Annotated in this window: 15 protein-coding genes and 4 pseudogenes; 4 read left to right on the top strand and 15 right to left on the bottom strand. The window is 63.3% G+C overall.

Annotation, left to right across the window (positions count from 1 at the left end):
• Positions 1-28 precede the first annotated feature (28 nt).
• The 3 genes and pseudogenes from AC5Y4D_RS06015 to AC5Y4D_RS06005 all read right to left on the bottom strand — a co-directional run.
• Positions 29-346: pseudogene (locus AC5Y4D_RS06015) on the bottom strand (metal-sensing transcriptional repressor); the annotation flags it as partial.
• A gap of 485 nt (positions 347-831) precedes the next feature.
• Positions 832-996 (bottom strand): hypothetical protein, encoded by a 165-nt coding sequence (locus AC5Y4D_RS06010; RefSeq protein WP_500036694.1) that lies wholly within the window; start codon positions 994-996, stop codon positions 832-834.
• Positions 997-1,016: 20 nt separating this feature from the next.
• Positions 1,017-1,145, bottom strand: a pseudogene (locus tag AC5Y4D_RS06005) (DUF899 family protein); the annotation flags it as partial.
• A 258-nt stretch (positions 1,146-1,403) separates the two neighbouring features.
• Between AC5Y4D_RS06005 and AC5Y4D_RS06000 the strand changes: the two are divergent.
• The 3 genes and pseudogenes from AC5Y4D_RS06000 (at position 1,404) to AC5Y4D_RS05990 (ending at position 3,053) form a co-directional block, all read left to right on the top strand.
• Positions 1,404-1,667, top strand: coding sequence for a hypothetical protein (locus tag AC5Y4D_RS06000; RefSeq protein WP_500036693.1), 264 nt, complete (start codon positions 1,404-1,406; stop codon positions 1,665-1,667).
• 89 nt (positions 1,668-1,756) lie between these two features.
• Positions 1,757-2,662 carry a transposase gene (locus AC5Y4D_RS05995; protein WP_500036692.1) on the top strand — a complete coding sequence of 302 codons (906 nt, stop codon included), beginning with the start codon at positions 1,757-1,759 and terminating at the stop codon, positions 2,660-2,662.
• Between the two features lie 58 nt (positions 2,663-2,720).
• A pseudogene (locus AC5Y4D_RS05990) lies at positions 2,721-3,053 on the top strand (hypothetical protein).
• 317 nt (positions 3,054-3,370) lie between these two features.
• On the opposite strand, the gene AC5Y4D_RS05985 reads toward AC5Y4D_RS05990, so the two are convergent.
• The 12 genes and pseudogenes from AC5Y4D_RS05985 to AC5Y4D_RS05930 form a co-directional block, all read right to left on the bottom strand.
• The gene (locus tag AC5Y4D_RS05985; RefSeq protein WP_500036691.1) at positions 3,371-4,111 is read right to left on the bottom strand and encodes an adenosylcobinamide amidohydrolase; all 741 of its coding nucleotides are present in this window, start codon (positions 4,109-4,111) and stop codon (positions 3,371-3,373) included.
• Between the two features lie 194 nt (positions 4,112-4,305).
• Positions 4,306-4,790, bottom strand: a pseudogene (locus AC5Y4D_RS05980) (SRPBCC family protein).
• Positions 4,790-5,110: an ArsR/SmtB family transcription factor gene (locus tag AC5Y4D_RS05975; RefSeq protein WP_500036690.1), complete on the bottom strand. Its 321-nt coding sequence runs from the start codon at positions 5,108-5,110 to the stop codon at positions 4,790-4,792. The pseudogene AC5Y4D_RS05980 and the gene AC5Y4D_RS05975 overlap by 1 nt, the downstream one beginning before the upstream one ends.
• A gap of 114 nt (positions 5,111-5,224) precedes the next feature.
• Positions 5,225-5,359 (bottom strand): hypothetical protein, encoded by a 135-nt coding sequence (locus AC5Y4D_RS05970; protein WP_500036689.1) that lies wholly within the window; start codon positions 5,357-5,359, stop codon positions 5,225-5,227.
• A gap of 1,182 nt (positions 5,360-6,541) precedes the next feature.
• A complete protein-coding gene (locus AC5Y4D_RS05965) occupies positions 6,542-8,014 on the bottom strand; it encodes a HesA/MoeB/ThiF family protein (RefSeq protein ID WP_500036688.1) in 1,473 nt (490 codons plus the stop codon).
• On the bottom strand, positions 7,996-8,397 hold the full coding sequence (locus AC5Y4D_RS05960) for a hypothetical protein (protein ID WP_500036687.1): 402 nt from the start codon (positions 8,395-8,397) through the stop codon (positions 7,996-7,998). The genes AC5Y4D_RS05965 and AC5Y4D_RS05960 overlap by 19 nt, the downstream gene beginning before the upstream one ends.
• Positions 8,394-9,041 (bottom strand): multiubiquitin domain-containing protein, encoded by a 648-nt coding sequence (locus tag AC5Y4D_RS05955; protein WP_500036686.1) that lies wholly within the window; start codon positions 9,039-9,041, stop codon positions 8,394-8,396. The genes AC5Y4D_RS05960 and AC5Y4D_RS05955 overlap by 4 nt, the downstream gene beginning before the upstream one ends.
• 110 nt (positions 9,042-9,151) lie before the next feature.
• Positions 9,152-10,186 carry an ImmA/IrrE family metallo-endopeptidase gene (locus tag AC5Y4D_RS05950; protein WP_500036685.1) on the bottom strand — a complete coding sequence of 345 codons (1,035 nt, stop codon included), beginning with the start codon at positions 10,184-10,186 and terminating at the stop codon, positions 9,152-9,154.
• Between the two features lie 3 nt (positions 10,187-10,189).
• Positions 10,190-10,891, bottom strand: a complete 702-nt coding sequence (locus AC5Y4D_RS05945) for a hypothetical protein (protein ID WP_500036684.1) — start codon at positions 10,889-10,891, stop codon at positions 10,190-10,192.
• Between the two features lie 193 nt (positions 10,892-11,084).
• On the bottom strand, positions 11,085-12,056 hold the full coding sequence (locus tag AC5Y4D_RS05940; RefSeq protein WP_500036683.1) for a hypothetical protein: 972 nt from the start codon (positions 12,054-12,056) through the stop codon (positions 11,085-11,087).
• 14 nt (positions 12,057-12,070) lie between these two features.
• The gene (locus AC5Y4D_RS05935) at positions 12,071-14,446 is read right to left on the bottom strand and encodes a S8 family peptidase (RefSeq protein WP_500036682.1); all 2,376 of its coding nucleotides are present in this window, start codon (positions 14,444-14,446) and stop codon (positions 12,071-12,073) included.
• Positions 14,443-15,642 (bottom strand): AAA family ATPase, encoded by a 1,200-nt coding sequence (locus AC5Y4D_RS05930; RefSeq protein WP_500036681.1) that lies wholly within the window; start codon positions 15,640-15,642, stop codon positions 14,443-14,445. Before AC5Y4D_RS05930 ends, AC5Y4D_RS05935 begins: the two co-directional genes overlap by 4 nt.
• A 637-nt stretch (positions 15,643-16,279) precedes the next feature.
• On the opposite strand from AC5Y4D_RS05930, the gene AC5Y4D_RS05925 reads away from it, so the two are divergent.
• A complete protein-coding gene (locus AC5Y4D_RS05925; protein ID WP_145010566.1) occupies positions 16,280-16,462 on the top strand; it encodes an antitoxin VbhA family protein in 183 nt (60 codons plus the stop codon).
• The last annotated feature ends 10 nt before the right edge of the window (positions 16,463-16,472 follow it).

Below are 16,472 nucleotides of genomic sequence, written 5' to 3'. Positions count from 1 at the left end.
GGAGCTGTTTGGTGTTGCTTGCTACGCGTTGGCCGGTGGCGGATCCGTTGAGCTGGCTTTGCGGGGTGGCTGGGGTAGGGGTGAACTTGACGGCATCGACCAGTTCATCGATGGCTGCCTGTCCCCGGCCGTACAACACTGCGTCCGAAAAGCAGGTCTCCAAGTGGTTGTGCAAGGTCACGCGGTTCGCGCGTTCCAGCGAACACTGCAGCCTCTGGATCTGCTTCATCACCTCCACGCAATATGCGTCGGATTGCAGCATCCGGGTGAGCTCATCCAGCTGCCTCCGCACGGTCTCTACCTGGTCTAGCGCCGCGTGCTTCTTCGCTGTCAACTCCGGGCTCATCGCTCCTCATTCTTCAACCTCGAGACATCGCTCGAGCCATTCGCATTCCGATGGGATGGGAAAGCCCGGTTAACCCGCTCCCGCGGGCGGGGTCAGCTGACGGCGCCAGCGCGGTGCGCTTGATGGAGGCGCTTGTGTGGTCGTCGAGTGGCGCTTGCCCACCGCGAGCAGCGCAGTGCAAAACCGATACGCTCACCGGTTCTGCCGCAACAGCGACACCGCCGGGCGAGAGGAGATGCGCCACACCGGGGGAAGCGCGGTGGCGCGCGCGGTCTCTATCATGGGCTCCTCCTCGTCCAGTGATCCACAAACTACTAAGCTACTTAGTAGACCAGTAGGAGAGTCCTAGCACAAGTGGAGACGCCCCCGTAGCGGCGGACGGACGTTAAGCGACGGTGATGTCCGTGGCACGGTCCGCAGCCCATTAACCGTCCGTCAACGTCTTGGCCGAGTCCGAGCTGGAACCCGATTGGCATACCAGCCCATTAGCGGTCCAGCCTGCGGTGCGAACGATCGACGGTGCCCCAGCGTTCGGCGACGTCGAGGACCGCCGCGATCTCCTCGGGCAGCAGCGCGTGCATCGGGTGCCCGCCCGAGCACACCCAAGTGTGTGGAAACCCATCCGCGACCGCATCATCGACTGACTTCAAGACCAGCTCCTTCACCTCGGCGTGGAGTCGCGGGCGTTCAGGCGGGCCAGGTGGCCGATGTGATCGGCAATCATGGAGCAACCCGGGCAGGCGTGGTCCGGCCAGCCATGCACGCCGGGCTCGAAGAAGGCGCGGTAGATGATCAGCTGAGCCGGCCATCGCCCTCTTCGCCAGGCTGGTTGTGAGTCGGTTGCTACCAGCGTAGGGAGTGGGTTGTGTTGGTTGGTGCGGGTTTTACCGCTGCTGAGATCTGTGAGTTGGTGTTTGAGTTTCAGGGCGTTGCTCATGGCAGTAAGGGTCGGTGGTTGGCCGAGCGTGGGTTGACCAGCAGGCAGCTGTGGAAGTGGCGGGACTCGGTGTTGGATGGCGACCTCGACAGGGGCGCGATTCCGCGTCAAGGTAATGCGGTGACGAGGTCTGCTGCCGAGAACACTGCGATCGCACGGCGACGTGCCGCTGAGCACGCCGCCCATGCCGCCGAGGTGGATCGGCTCAACGCCCGTATCCGCGAGTTGGAAAAGGTCAATGGCACGTTGGAGCAAGCCAACGATGCACTGGGAAAAGCTATCGGGCTCTTGCACGACAGGAACGAGCACGAGCCCGCCGACACCCCGATGAGCCACGATCAGTCGAATTCCTCGACGCTGAGAACCGACTCGTCACCGAGCTGACCGCGGCGCTGGGGTCACAGCGTCAGGCGCTGGCGACGATCGAGTTGTCGCGATCCACCTGGCACTACCGACATCACCCACGTAGCGCTGTGGCACAACCGATTCCGCAGACCGATCGGGCCTACCCGTCGCGAATCGGCGCCGAGGACCGCGGGCGGATCGAAGCGCTGATCAACGCAGGCTGGGCTGAGGGCGGCTCCGTCGATTACGCGTTCGCTACCGCGTGGGACGAGGGGATCATGTTGGCCTCGCAGCGCAGTTGGTGGCGCATCGCCGCCGGCATCGCCGATCAGTCCGGCCGTCCGCTCACCCCCACAAAAGCCCGCCGCAGCGGCGGTCCTCGCCCAGTACCGGTACTTAAAGCCACCGGCCCGCAACAGGTATGGAGTTGGGACATCACCGATCTGCGCGGCCCGTGGCGCGGGGTGGCGTTCAAGGGGTATTCGATCATCGACATCTTTTCGCGCAAGATCGTCGGCTGGCGGGTCGAAGAACGCGAAGTCGACGCCCTGGCGGTCGAGATGTTCGAAGATGCGTTCAGCGACCACGGTGTGCCCGCCGCGGTGCATGCTGATTCCGGGCCGGCGATGCGCTCACACGATCTCAAAAAGCTGTTGGCCGTCCACGGGATCGTTGAGACCCACAACCGACCACGGGTCAGCAACGACAACCCGTTCTCCGAGTCGGAGTTTCGGACCATGAAATACCGGCCTAATTACCCCGGCACCTTCCTCACCATCGACGACGCGCGCGCCTACATGGCCTGGTATGTGGACTGGTACAACAGCCATCACAAGCATTCCGGGATCGCGTTGTTCTCCCCGAACCAGGTGCACGACGGCACCTGGCGAGAACACTGGCAGCGCCGTGCGCCAACCCAGCAGACCTACTACCAGGCCCACCCGGAACGGTTCCGCCACACGCCACGAACACCCAGCCCCGCCGACACCGTCGGCATCAACCTCCCCGACTCCGAACGACTCCAAGCAGCTTGACAACGCCCGAGGGGCACTGTCACGTTGATGAGAGTCGGTGACCTGGGAGAATCGGCGGGTGAGCACCGCAACGGCGTCGTACAAGGGCCACCGCTACCCGGTCGAGATTATCAGCCACTGGCTGTACTTTCGGTTTCCGCTGAGCTTTCCAGAGGTCGAAGAGGTGATGCCGGCCCGCGCCGAAAACTCCCATCACCCCCCGGCAACGCGAACGAGCGATGAAACGCTTCAAATCGGTGCGGCATGCCCAACGGTTCCTATCAGCTTTCAGCTGCATCTCTGCACACTTTCGGCCCGATGGCATCGGCTCAGCGCGACCGGTTGGCGAACTGAAATGGCTGAACGCTTCGCGGTTTGGAATCAGGTCACCGCGCTCGACACTGCCGCCTGAAATGTTAGTAACCCAAGTTGATCATCGACACAGCTCCAAAACCAACATCGCCACTGCACATTTCAATTAACGTGACAGTGCCCATGGGAGCGGCAGCGGCAAGCAATTCCGCCATGCAAATGCGACTGAGCGCCTGACGACCAAAGCACCATTGCGCCAAGAGGGTGCCAAGACGGGCTGAACAGGGCGACACTCTGCGGACATTGCGGACACTAGCCAGCTGAGCAGGGCATTTTGCAGACGCTATCGCAGCGTGTGAAACGCGGTAGCCGGTCCGGCTCGGATTACACACCCGCGGCTGGCCTGTGTTTGCGCCTTCAGAGGTCGGGGCGCCGCTCGGGGGGACCCGAATTCCAGGACTCGGCGCCGGCAAGTACGGCCGCGCGCACCGCTCGTGCGATCCGGGCGCCGAATGCCGAGCGCGGCCCGCCGTATGTCTCCGGAGTCCCGTTCGTCGGGCAGTGCACGACGATCGCGTCCGAGGCGGTTCCGGTGGCCCGCACCCCGACCTCGTATAACGCCTGCACCTTCGCCTCCGTTGCGGTGGCCACGGCGTTGACGAGGGCCGCCTGAGACAGCCGCGCCGGCACCGCAACAACGATGTTGATCGTCCCCGCCCGGTACTCGTCACCATCGGTGAGCGGTCGGTACTTGACGGTCTTGTAGTCGGCGAACGCGGTCGTTGGGACGTCAGACGGCAAGTCGCGGCGGAAGTGACGGTCGGGCGCGGCCGCCCAGGACGGGCTGGAGAGCCCAACGGTTGCGGTGGCGTGCACACCGCTGTCAGCGGCGAGGTGGTGTCGGGTCACGTCGACTGCAGTGAGCAGCCCGCAGCCAGTACCGACGAGCTTGAGCGCGGTACCAATCTCAGTCAGGTGGCGGTCCGGGTCGGTCCGGTCGTAATCCAGCGGGACCGTTGCGTTGACCACCCAGTCCCGCGCGCCGATGCCGCCGCCGAGCGGGCCCGACGAGATGCACAGTCGAGGCTCGGCGAATTGCCACAGAAGGACCGGGATCGGATGAGTTTGTTCCATCCGCGCGGTCAACCTGGGCTGCATAGTCTCATCCTTGCGCGCCGGTGCAAACATTCCCAGCCACCTCAATCCGCAGTTTCTGACTGCCCGATCGGCTGAGAGCGGCCGGTCAACCGGTGAATGCGCCGACGGCAGCCAGGCCGCCCGCCATGTGGGAGATGCGAACGATCCGGTTCGTTCTTTGTAAGCGAGGTCCATCAGCGACGGCTCGTGGGTGTTCACTGTGCTGCCCCAGCTTCCGCGAGGGTGGCGTAGCGGTGTAGATAGAGTAGCCATCCGGCGTCGCCGTTAACACCGCCAGCCAGTGACTGCCAACCGGGGCCGTGCCGGTCGAGGTGGCGATGCTCTAACTCGACTCTGGTGCGGTGAGCACTTTCAGCGACGGAATGGATTTCGACTTCACTGGTGCCGTCAGGATCGGGCTCCAGCTGCCAGGTCGGACCGATATCCCAGGAGAACACGATCCGCGTGGGCGGTTCACAGACCAAGACACGCGACCACTCGCAGCGGCTGCCATCGGTGCCGATGTCATAGATGCGCCCACCCACGCGGGGTTCGAAACGGTGTTGGCGATGGGAACCGAAAGCAGATTGTGCTTGCGAGGCTTGATCGCGTCGAACCGCTCGGTGAATAGCCGAAACGCCTCATCGACGCCCACGTTGACGACGACCATTTTGCGTATCGGCTCAACTGTTGGCGGCATCACGATCGGTGTCCTTCCTGGTCGGCAATCTGTTTGAAAGCGGCTGAGGCTCTGTCCCAGAACACGTCCAGCTCGGCGCGCAGGGCAGCGATGCCATCGGGGTCAACGTGATAGAGCCGCCGCGTCCCGGCGGTCCGGTCCCGGACCAGGCCGGCGCATTTGAGGACTTTGAGATGCTGAGAGACCGCCGGTCGACTGACGGGCAGTTCACAGGCGATCTCGCCGACCGCCAACGGGCCGGCGGCGAGGCGCTTGAAGATCGTTCGCCGGGTGCCGTCCGCGAGGGCGCCCCACGGATCAGCGACTTGGATAGTGTTCACTAATGGTAAGTCTACACTTACCGATGAAGAGCGACGCGGCTATGCGGACCCTGAGGGGGTCTCGGAGCCGGTTCCCGGGTGGCTGGCTGCGTTGAGCTGCATCGCGCAGGGTTCTTAGCCCAGGTGGTCCCGTAGTTTGGGGATGCGGGGCTTAGTGCGTGGTTGGGCGAGGTTGAGGCTGGCGGTGGCGATGGCTAATACGCCCAAGGTGATGCGCAGGACGCGTTCGGGCAGGCGGGGTCGCAGCATTGCGCTGAGGTAGGCGCTAATGAGTCCGCCTGTGCCGGCGCATTTATCCGACCCTCCTGGGCGGGGCGAATCGCCGCCGGCGGTTGTGAGGGTTCACAGGAGGTAGGTCACAGCGCCGGCGATGGAGCTGGTGAATGTGGTGAGGAGTGCTACGGCTGCGACGTTGGCCAGCGGCATGCCGCGTCCGATCAGGATCGGGCTGAGCAGTGATGCCCCGCCGATGCGTCATAAGAGTCCTCGGCTAGGGTCGGATAATGAATCACACAGTCAGTGTGCCGAATTCGTCACGGTGACGTAATACGTTGTACGGCTATAGCATTCGCGTGTACTCGTTCCGATCTATCTGCGCGCGTCCGTCGCGCCAGCCACGGGGCAAGGCCGACACGCTCTGCCGGCTGGATTCAGCGACCAGTTCGGCTTACGGGACGTGACTCCACCGACGCCGGCTCACAAGCGAGGTGTCTTGCATCTATACGCGTGCGCCTACTAGACACCGGCTGCCAAGGACACGCGTTTCGTCGTAAAGACGATATGTCATGCATAACTGATATTATGCATGAACAATGCATACGCTGAGCCGCCTCCGTTAGGGCCACCGCTGCACCGGCGTCGGCGCCGACCCTGGCCGCAGTGGTTTGTGTGCTCTTGGCCGACCGGGCGGCTCGCAAGCCCTCACCGCGCACGGCGAAGGCGTAACGGTGTGACTTCGACGCGATCGCCATCGTGCTCGCCAACGGACCCTGACATCTGCAGCGGCAGACCGACAAAGAAACCCGGGTGCGCTGCTGGTCCGGCCTCGCCGTTGGAGGACAACGATACGTCACTGTGACGCATTTGAATGCTAATCACGCTGCCGCGCAGTGTATCCCGTGCGTGTCATAGATAATCGTCGTTATCCATGAAATTCGTGAGTACCCCTGTCAACCGATACCGCTCGCGCGACCAAGGCCCCTAGGGGAAGCGGCATCATGGGCGGCCGAAAGCGCCCTGGTCGTCGCGGCCTTGTGCCACAGGCGTCCCCAGCTTCACGTGTCACTGGGCCCTCGCCCAACAACGCTCTTGACACTCGCCGCTTCCGCCGCAGCTACTGAGAACCCATGTGCGCGTCGAATCGCATTGGCGACGAATGCATCCCAACCTGGCGACTCTGTGTCGAGCAATCCCTTGCGCGGACGACTGGAGTCACCTCGATAGTGGCGAAATGCGCGTCGGCGACTCACCTCGTGCCAGCAATGGCGCGCCGTCGCCGATCGCGAAACGCGTTGGACCACAGTGCAAGCAGTCTGGTGACCTTGTTGGGCGGAGTTCGACGACGTCGTCCGTGAGAGGGTGGTATTCGACCCAATGGTCAGCTTCGACGGTCGGATCTACGAGGCCCCCAATCATGATGAGCCAGTCATCGACCGCTCGGGCTGCGGCGACCGCGTTGAGTGTGATCACGCTCGGGGCATGGATGTTCTCATCGTCGATATAGCGCTGCCGGCGGCGTTGGACTTCCCCTGCGGCTTCCTCGGCCAAGCGCCAGGCGGGGATCAGACCATTGCACTGCAGGCAACCGCTTCCAGGGTTGCTCAACCGGGACACTGAGAAAATGTCGGCGATCTGGCCATCGATGACCGAAACCTTGGCGCCGACTTGAGTGTGGGGGATCAGGTATTGATGGCTGATCGAGTTGACCACCTGGCGGGCGAGCGCCGAGTCTGCAGCGAGGAAAATATGATCGCAGTCGGTCAGTAGCGCGGCCACGTCGGCGTCGACGACCGAGCGCGCCACCGCGGAGATCTGGACGGTACGAGAGGCTTGGCGAGCAACTCGCGCGGCGATCTTGACCTTTGGTGTTGCGACGCGAGCTCCGAGATCTCGCATCCATCGGGGTCGCGTGCCGGCCTGAAGCCAGGGCATTGCGTCGAGTCTGCGGGCACCGACGACCCTCGGAAGATTCGTGGTGTCGAGCCGGTCGGGGTCGATAAACACCAGATGTCCTACCCCGAGCCGGGTGAGATATTCGGCGATGAGCGAGCCAGCCCCGCCGAGTCCGACGACGGCCACCTTTGACTGCGCAAGGAGCGCCTGGCCGCGGTCACCGAAGACGCGAGTTTGGCGGTCGTAGGTCAGATCTGCGAGCTGGGCCGGGATCGGCTCGGGGGTCAAGGTGAGCTGCGGTCGCCCCATCACACGGAAGCAGGTGAGGGCGTGACGTCTTCCGCCGCTCGTCCAGATATCCCCGGCGACGGCGCTTTCGGCGAACACCAGCGCCCCTACCGGGACGCCCCCGTTGATGTCGAGTAGCGCTGGATAGCCGCGTTCGTGGGACGTCATGTCAGTGCGCGAGAAGGCTACTCGGTCGCGGCCCCCGTGATTGTGCACCGCGAGGTAGGCTAATCCTTGCTCTGCGCAGGCGTCGATGGCATCGGCGACGAACTCCGCGGTGAGCTTCCGGTAGCCGCGGGTTCCCTCGACATAGTCGATACCGTCTGCAGCCATCAGCACATCGCGCACCAGCAGTCTGGTGCCCCGCGCGCTTCGCGCGATACCGCACCGCAGTACGGCACCGTGCTCCTCACCATCGCCGCGAAACAGATTATCGCGCAGGGTATTCCACTGCTGCGCGGTGATGACCACTGACCATGGGTCGTTTACTGTTCGTTGAGCCATTTGAGCACCTTCAGAACTTTGGTCGTGGCCGTGTCGACTGCAGGGTTGAGCCGATTGCTTTTCCGCGACAGCTGCATTCCCGGCTTCCCGGCCGGCCCCCACTTCGTTGGCGAGAACCCTTCACCGAGGCCTGCGCCGTCCGTGCGGTTCAAGTCGGGTCGCACGAAGTGCGGATAGACGTCGGCCTCTGGGTAGGCGAACGTGATGAGAAAGGCGATCCAGGAGCTGTCCTGCGAGTAGGTGGAGCTGAGCGGGACCGCGTCGATGATCACCCACGCGCCACCGTCACCGGTGGCGGTGACGGTGACGGTGGCTTCGGCGAAGGTTTCCTGGATCTCTTGTATCGCCCCGGCGATGGCCGCACTGACCGGTGTAGCCGTCACGAGTTGTCATCCCCGTCGACGGCGCGGAACTCGTCGTCGTTGTGGACCCGGATCTGCTCGTCGTCGCCGATCGGCTCGAACTTCGCGCCGGTCTTACGGGACACCAGGAAGTCCAGCTGGATCGGCACGCCCTGGGCGATGGCGGCCTCCTTGACCGACAGGCCGGTCTGCCGAGCGCCGTGAAGGATTACGGTGTGCTTTCGGTTGACGATGACGCGCAGTTCCTTCTTCGGCAGTGCCTTGGTGAAGAAGCGGTCCCCGTCAGCGATGTGGAAGATCTCGCCTTCCTTGATCGGATCATCGAGGTCGTCGGGAATGTCCTTCCAGATGCCGTAATCGTCGGGTACCGGCGGAGCGGGCACGTCGCGCAGCTGGGTTTCGGTGAACACGCCAGTGCGCACCTGGTAGGGCACCTTGTCGATATAGATGGTGCGCGGGCGGTCGGTGTAGAAGCGCATGTTGTGCTCGATGGCCACGGTCTCGGTCGGGGCGATCGGCTCGTCTTGTGCGTCGGCGATGTCGAGCCACACATTGTCGGCAGCCGGTGAGACGAGCGCGGCGAGCTGCGCGCCGGTGACTCGTCGCCGCTTGACCGTGATCGGATCACCGTCGATATAGATCTTGATGTTGTCCTGGGGCGCCACGGGGGTGCTCCTTCCACTGTTTCCTCGATGCAGGCGTTCGCCTGCTCAACAGCTAGAGACGGGACAACGTCGGAATCGTCCAGAACACCGCCTGCTTGATAGTGCCGTCGTCAGCCCGCGCAGTCCCGGCACACCAAGGCGCCGGTGTCGAATTGGCTGGGGTGTTTGTGCAGAAAGCACTGCGTGCAGGTCTTGTCGGCGCGGGCGGTGCAGCCGCAATGACCTGACGGGCAGCGAGGTTGCTCGCAGCGGCCGCAGACACCCTCTGCGACAAACTCCTGGTGGCAGTGTTCACATTCTTCCCAGGCGGCGGGAACCTGGTCGGCCGTGTAGTCCCGGGGCGGTGAGAACGTCAACCACGGCGCACCGTAGGAGACCATCGTCAGGAACAGTCGATCTCCCGCCCACGAGGCTTGGCCGTAGAGCAGGTCGGAAGTGTGGCCACTGCGGTACGAGATCTGCGCGTCGGCTCGCGTGACCAACCGATCCCCTACTTCGGCACGCATCGCGGCCTGGACGAGCGTGTTTGCGGACTGATCGCTACCGCGTGCCGGCGGAAATAGTCCGCCGCGTGCGGCGGCGAAGGTGACGATGCCATCCCTGTCGAGCACGGCGACTACGCCAGGTGATGAGAGTCGTCCGACGAGGCGGACGCAGATCGCCGCCCGGGAGGCATTGGAGGCTGCGAATAGACCGCTCGCTGTGCTGGCCGTGGGCCCATGGCCATGGATGTGCGCATCGACGAGGTCGTCAGGAAGCAGCATCAGCGCGGCAAACGCGTCGCAGCTCGCATCCTCGAACGCCTCGGGTTCGCGGTGCTCGACGATTGCAGTGCCGAGGGTGATGTCGGTCTTTTGAATGTGATGGCCGAGTTCGTGTAGCAGCGTGAAGTGCTGCCGGCGCCAGGACATGGACTGCGTCACAATCAGCGTCGGCGGATCCCATCGATACCCACCAGCTACTGAGCAGCCCAGTTGAGAATCGTGAGGCAAGAACTCTGGCACGCGCAGCACCGTGAGATCGTGTCGACCTTCCAGCGCCGCAAATGCATCGCGCGTCAGATCATCTCGACTACCGCCCCGCGCTTCCCACGTGCGCACCATCGCGTCGACCTGGGCGGGCACGGCGTCGAATGTGCGCGGCACTGCCTAACGTCCTTCTGCTGCGACGATCGCTTCCAGACGTTGCCGCCAGTGTTGCTGTCCTTGGCCGGTTTCTCGCGCGGCAAGCTGGTAAGCCTCGTAGCCAAGCTCTGTACGTGCTAAATCTTCGTCGCCACCGGCCGCGCGCCGGCGAATCTGCTCCCGCCAGCGAGGTTCTTGCAGTTCACGCGCCAGGTCGCTCGGGAGTGGTGCGACAGCTGCAAGGATGTCATCGACAGCGAGATCCGCCGCAGTAGCAAGCCGTTCTGCTTCGTCGCGCGTCAGCGGTTCCTTGCCTATGCGAATGGCCATGGCACGAGCTTGTGGAACGTTCAAAGCGTCCACGATGATCGGTAACGCAATGTCGAGTGGTGCAACCGCTTTCGCCGCTTCACTCAGGGTAAGTCCGGGCGCGCTCTGAAGGACCTCCAAAGCATCGAAAAGCTCGTCGATCGCCATGGCGGCTCCTGAACCGAGCGGAGGATCGGCATGCCCCCTGCGCAGCCCATCTCCGGCGTCGCGATTGGTTGTTGCGCCGGTGATGATTTCGAGTAACGGCCGAGGAATTGACGCGATGATTGTGTCCAGGACTGCGAAAGGAATCTCGGCGGCGGCGTCCGGCCAAATCGCAATAGGACCGTATAGCGGGCTGGCGTCGGCTTCCACGATCACGGTCGACTTGTCCTCAACTCCCGTCTCCAGGGTCACCGGAACAGCGCGGGCTCGCGCAAGGGAGTCATCAACACCCACAATTAGCAGCACTGCAGTCGCTTCACGCCAGTATGCCTGACGTACTTGACCGGCTGAAACATCGTCCGTCGGACTGGCGCTGCGAAGAAGCCCACCGCGTTTCGGACCGATTGGAGCACGTCGGGCGAGTTCGAACCAGCGCTCAGATGACTCAGTTGGCATTCGAACCCTCCATACTCATGTCCTTTAGTGACGGGACAACGGCTGCATCGTCCAGCACCAAGCCGATTAGAGCCGCGACGACCTCGCGGCCGCGTTCGGCGTCGCCGGCCATCTCGGTCAGACGCGCGCGAAGCTTGGCGATCAGGCTGTAGGCACTGCTGCGTCCCACACCAAGTTCGTCCGCGAGCCCCCGTGGGTCGCTAAAGAAGCGGATCACTGTGCGCTCCCGGGCGGTCAACGTCGACAGGAGTTGGGCGGCAACATGTTCCTGACTGAGTTTCGCCTCCGCAATCGCACCACTATCATGCCCGGCCACGGTGTCTTCAACTATCTCCCAATCGATTTCCGACGTCGCGTCGAAGACATCATCGGCTTCTAACAACGATGGGAATCGGTCAGCGCAGATCTTCGTAAGTTCAGAGACGTGTAGTCGGCCGGCCCCGGCCAGCACGCGCCGTAACATCTCTTCCAGCTGCCCTACCCTGCCCAAACGCACAGGGCTATCGCCCATCGAGGGCACCACTTCGATGGGTGCCTCTGCCGCAATCTTCCTCAGCTCATCATCTTCGACCGGTAGATCGATATCCTCGGTGTCGGTAAGCAGCCAGTGATGTGCCAACTTCGATGGCATGAACAGACTTGACCGCTGCAATCGCTTTTCCAACCGATGCCGCAACGCGCCCCACGGGCGTTGACGAACTCGGTCCACCAGCCAGTGCTCCACCCACTTGGAAGTGAGGCGACGAGCAGCACTGTCGTCAGGAACTGCGGTGACGGCGTTCGCATAGCCGGCTCCCTTGGCTTCGAAAAAGTCGTTCACCAAATCATCGACTTCATCGGCATCGTCGAGGGCAGGAAATCGCGGCAATTGCTCACGAAACACGCTGCGCATCATCTCCAACGCTGCGCTGCCGAGATATCCGAGTGCTAGGGCCTCGTCCCGAATGTGTGTCGTGCTCACCCCCACCCCTCCAGCTAGTACCAAGTGCTCTGCTGCGCACCGCGCAGGCGCACCCGACCCGCGACGCGCTGTACCGGCCGCAAAGCGGCGAATTGTGCTGCAATGTCGTCATATAACGTGCCGTAAGCGTCGGGATCTGAAACCGATACGAGCATGGCGAAAGGGACCTCAGTTGGCGAGCCGTCCAAGGCTCCCGCGCGGCGAGCAACGTAGCGCACCTCCAGCCGTGCGCTGTCGAGCTCCCCCGCTGCAAGACTCACTCGATAGTGTCGCACCGTTTCCCACTTACCCGAGTCCCGCAAGTCTGCTTCGTTCAAACTCGCTGTGTTAGTCAGGGTTTTGGTCACCGGCTCCTGACCGCTTTTCCACCCGTCCATCAACAGGGTCCGCGCCTCAGCCGAGGTGAGGTCAACCTCTCTGGCCTGATCCTCAGATCCCGGCGGCGGGGAAAACCGAAACATGTTGCGGTGCGGCCGCAATGTCAGTTCGAGTGAAGCCGAGGTGTACTCGGTTGGCTGAGTCGGCTCCACGGGTGAGGCATAGGCAAGGGTGACTGACATCTTCGCGGGCCCCCCAAAATATCGAGGCAGCGGCAACTGGTAGCCCACGATGTCCCCTCGCGCGATCTCGTCGACGAACAGCACGTGCACTTGGTCCGGGCTGCATTCCATCGCATCGGCGAACGACAAAGGCAGCCGCCCAAAGCCGAACTCATCTTGCCGCTTCTTGAAGGCGCGATGGCGTTCGGCGAAATGTACTGCGAACACGCGAAGTACGCTGCTGTTCACCCGAGGCAGCCGCGTCGTAAGGTCCGCAAGCGCGTGGGTGACGACCGGCGCTGCAAAGCTCGTACCCGTCGCCTCCAAAAACGTTCCGTCAGCACGCAGGACGTCGAACATCCGGTCGTCCACTCCCCCGAACTGGACGCCCAGTGGCTGGGTCCGATTTCCGGGGCGTCCGGGACCCATTGATGAATATGGTGCGCGCGTCCACGGCCGATCGGGAGCGGGCACGTCGCATGCACCGACCGAGATCGCGTTGGCCATGTCTGCCGGTACCTGCACCCTATGCAGCCCGGTGCCGCGATCTTGGTTTCCATCGTTTCCAGCCGCGACGACGAACACGATGTCGCGTTCCCACGCCAGTTGATCCAATTCTGCGGTCCACCGGTTTGGCTCGATATCATCCTCGACAGCCAGCGTCGGACCCAGACTCAGATTGACCAGCTTGTGCCGACCCTGGGTCAGAATGTCCTTAATTTGGTCGAGGATCCAGTAGCCATCCAGATCCCCAGGGTCGTATGGCGGTGGCATGACCCGAAAGCTCTCCACGGGCAGAGGTGGCTGCGGTGCCTGATCGCCCGAGCGCAACAGCCCGTATAGAACCGCAGCGGTAACCCCGGTGCCGTGATCGGCATCCTCGACCTCGATCGGCTCCGGCGTCAGATCGATCACCGGGATCGGGAACAGCCCGAGCTGATCTGGACCGCGAACGCCGCCGTCGAAGACCGCAACGGTCGTGACATCGGCAACGGGGTCTTGAACATTCGGCGGCTGGATCCGGCTAGCACTGCGCAGCCCGAACCGAGGCCGCGGCCGGATAGCCGGCATAGGCCGCAACGCCCGCAGCGGGTTGAACCTCGCTATCTGGGGTGCGTCCGCGGCTGCCACCCGCACCGGCACGAAGGTCAATCCGCCGACGGTGCGAAGAAAATCGCTGTGCACGGTGCCGCCGTACGATTCCACCAGTGCCACCCAGCGATCGACCGTTGCATCGTCGATCGCTACAGGCCCTCCGGACCGCACGGCGCGCGGATGCAGTACTGCCTCATACAGGGAGCTCGCATCCTCACCGATAGTTTCGGCTGCATCCACGCGCAGAACAGAACTCACGGGAGGTGACGCGACTTCCTCGAGCCGCCTAATCTGCTCGAACGCTTGCTGGGCGCTTCGGCCGGGCCCCGGTGCATCAACGAGTGCTTCGAGCCGCTCGAGCGCCGCGTCATCGACGGCAAGGATAAGTCGGCGGGTCCCGCTTGGCCGATCTCGCGCCGCTGTGCGCAAGATGCTGGCATCCGCCCTCGAACCGACGGGCACCGCCCCGATGTATCCGAGCAGAGCTTCGGGATAATAGGTCGGGGCAAGATAATTCGGGAATAGCTTGGCTTCGACGTAGATGCGGTCCGCAGCCCGCAGTTCCTCAGGCAACTCTCGCAAATCACCACGCGCGGAACGGATCTGCGGGAGCAGCCACTCTCGAGCTTGTTCGGAGGTGAACGGGTTGTACTTCGGACCACCACCCGTCGGGGCAGGCTCGACCTCGAACCGCAGCGCTTCCCCATTCAGCAACAGGCGGCGGGCGACTCCAGCTGTCGAACCGAGGGTCGTCACAGTAATTCCGTCGCTTGACGGATACCGCTAGCAACGGTGGGGTGGCTGACCCCTGCGAGGGTTGCGATGCTCCGATTCGACATCCCTAACCGATCGTGGGCCAGTTGCCAGACCTGGTTACGCGCATCGCTCGTGGGGAATTGCGCGATGAGTTCAGTGATCACGACATCCTCCATAGTCCGATCGTTGAGAATTGCCCGGCGCCTGCAGAGATCCCAGAATCGGAGGATGACCGCGTTACTGTGCCCTTCCCAACATGCCGCGGCCACACTCACCACTTCAGCTGAAACGTCCCGGCATTCCAAGTTGGTCAGCAGTGTGCGTCGTTCGGCATCGCCGGGAAGGGCAAATTCGATGATGCGATCGAAACGACGATCGACGGCTTCGTCGAGCAACTGGGGATGATTTGTTGCGGCGACCAGCAGACTCGTCTCTGGCCATCGATCGAGCTCGACAAGGATCACGTTGACAATGCGTTTCAACTCGCCGATGTCGGTGTCGTCGTCGCGGCGCTTCGCGACTGCGTCGAATTCATCCAGCAACAACACGCATGGGCCTGATTTGGCGAACTGCAGGACCGATCGGATGTTACGGCCGGAACTGCCCAGGTAGCTGGAGACGACGGCAGCGAGATCTAGTGTCACCAAGGGCAATTCGAGCCGCTGCGCGATCCAGCGGGCGGCGAGCGTCTTGCCCACCCCTGGTGGCCCCCAAAACAGCACCGTCCGGCTCACCGTGACACCGGCTCGCGCCAGCTCGGCGCGGCGCTCACGCTCCGCCACGATCTCGCGTAATTGCGCCGCTACGGACTCATCGACGACGAGTTCATCACCGACGGGCATCGCATCAACATGTGCCAGCGACTGCGTTCCCTCGGCATCCGCCGGGATCGCTCCGCTGTCGAACCGCAGCCCAGCGGCTGGAGCTGCCGCAGCTAGTGCGTCATGTAGTGCCACTCGAAACGCGTCAGCATCGGGCACCGACGTTGGAACCGTACGCATGAGGCGAGCGGCCAGCTGTCGGACGCCCGCGGCATGCCCGCGGGCCCCCACTCGGACCAGATCCACCAGGGCGCGTTCAAGTCCGCCATCGCCCTGGTAAATCGCCGATTTGGATGCTGCCACGTTTACCACGTTAGCGTGGATAGGCGACAATTCCGAGAGGCGATCGCCGGTGAGCCCAAAGATGTCGCTCATGCAGCCGTTGCCGCCCTCAACGCGCGTCTCGCCGGTGTGCCGATAATCCCGCGGCCTATCCTTACTGTCTCGGGGTCGCGGGTCGATCGACGAAAGCCGTCACGATGCCTATAGCGCGGTGATGCCACTCAGCTCCGCGAACTTTAAGGATGCGTCGACCCTCCCCTCCTCCGACCTCCACATGCCGATAACTGCCGAATATGTCGGCCGGTAAATGCCGAGCCCCAAGCCCTCTGCTGTCTGTACACGCCCATCAACCGCTGGCCTTTGCAGCACAGACGGACCAGTTAGTCGCCAGTGCGGAAATGACGACAGCATCGAAAGAAACAAGCCCGGCGAGGCGCGCACGATCGCGAAGCCTGAGGACATCGATGCTGTCGATCCCGTCGGCCGACCGTGACGTGAACAGCAGAGCGTCGGTGAGCGCACGGTCGCGCCGGCAACATGAAGGCTCAGGTGATCGATATCGGCGACACTCGATAACCCGGACCCGCAGTCACGCCCTACGACATCAGCGCGCATCCGGTGCCAGCGTTGATGACCGCCAGCCGCCCCCACGCCGCGCGTACCCGCGCTTCCATCCGATGTCAGCTGCGTCGACTATCCTGGAGGAATTCCATTGAAGGTGGTGTTCCGAGTGACCGAGCTGCAGAAGGCCAAGCGCCGGGTGAAGGCCGTGCGGGCGATCCGCCGTAGCACCGAACTTGAAGGTTCCCGCAGCACCAACGCCACGCGCGCCGACCAGGTCGCCTACGCCCGTGGAACCATCACCGCCGCTGAGCTGCGCGACCGCGTTCGGCGCCGGTACAACCTGACGTAGCCGAGCCCGG

This window comes from Mycobacterium sp. NGS67 (assembly GCF_059812185.1).
Note: the sequence above shows the minus strand (reverse complement) of the source record. Positions and strands in the feature narration are given on the sequence as shown.

Bases quoted from the DNA above. Each gene is read 5' to 3' on its own strand.
- AC5Y4D_RS05930 (WP_500036681.1), bottom strand. From the start codon at position 15,642: ATGAGCGACATCTTTGGGCTCACCGGCGATCGCCTCTCGGAATTGTCG.
- AC5Y4D_RS05965 (WP_500036688.1), bottom strand. From the start codon at position 8,014: ATGGCTCAACGAACAGTAAACGACCCATGGTCAGTGGTCATCACCGCG.
- AC5Y4D_RS05985 (WP_500036691.1), bottom strand. From the start codon at position 4,111: ATGCAGCCCAGGTTGACCGCGCGGATGGAACAAACTCATCCGATCCCG.
- AC5Y4D_RS05970 (WP_500036689.1), bottom strand. From the start codon at position 5,359: ATGCTGCGACCCCGCCTGCCCGAACGCGTCCTGCGCATCACCTTGGGC.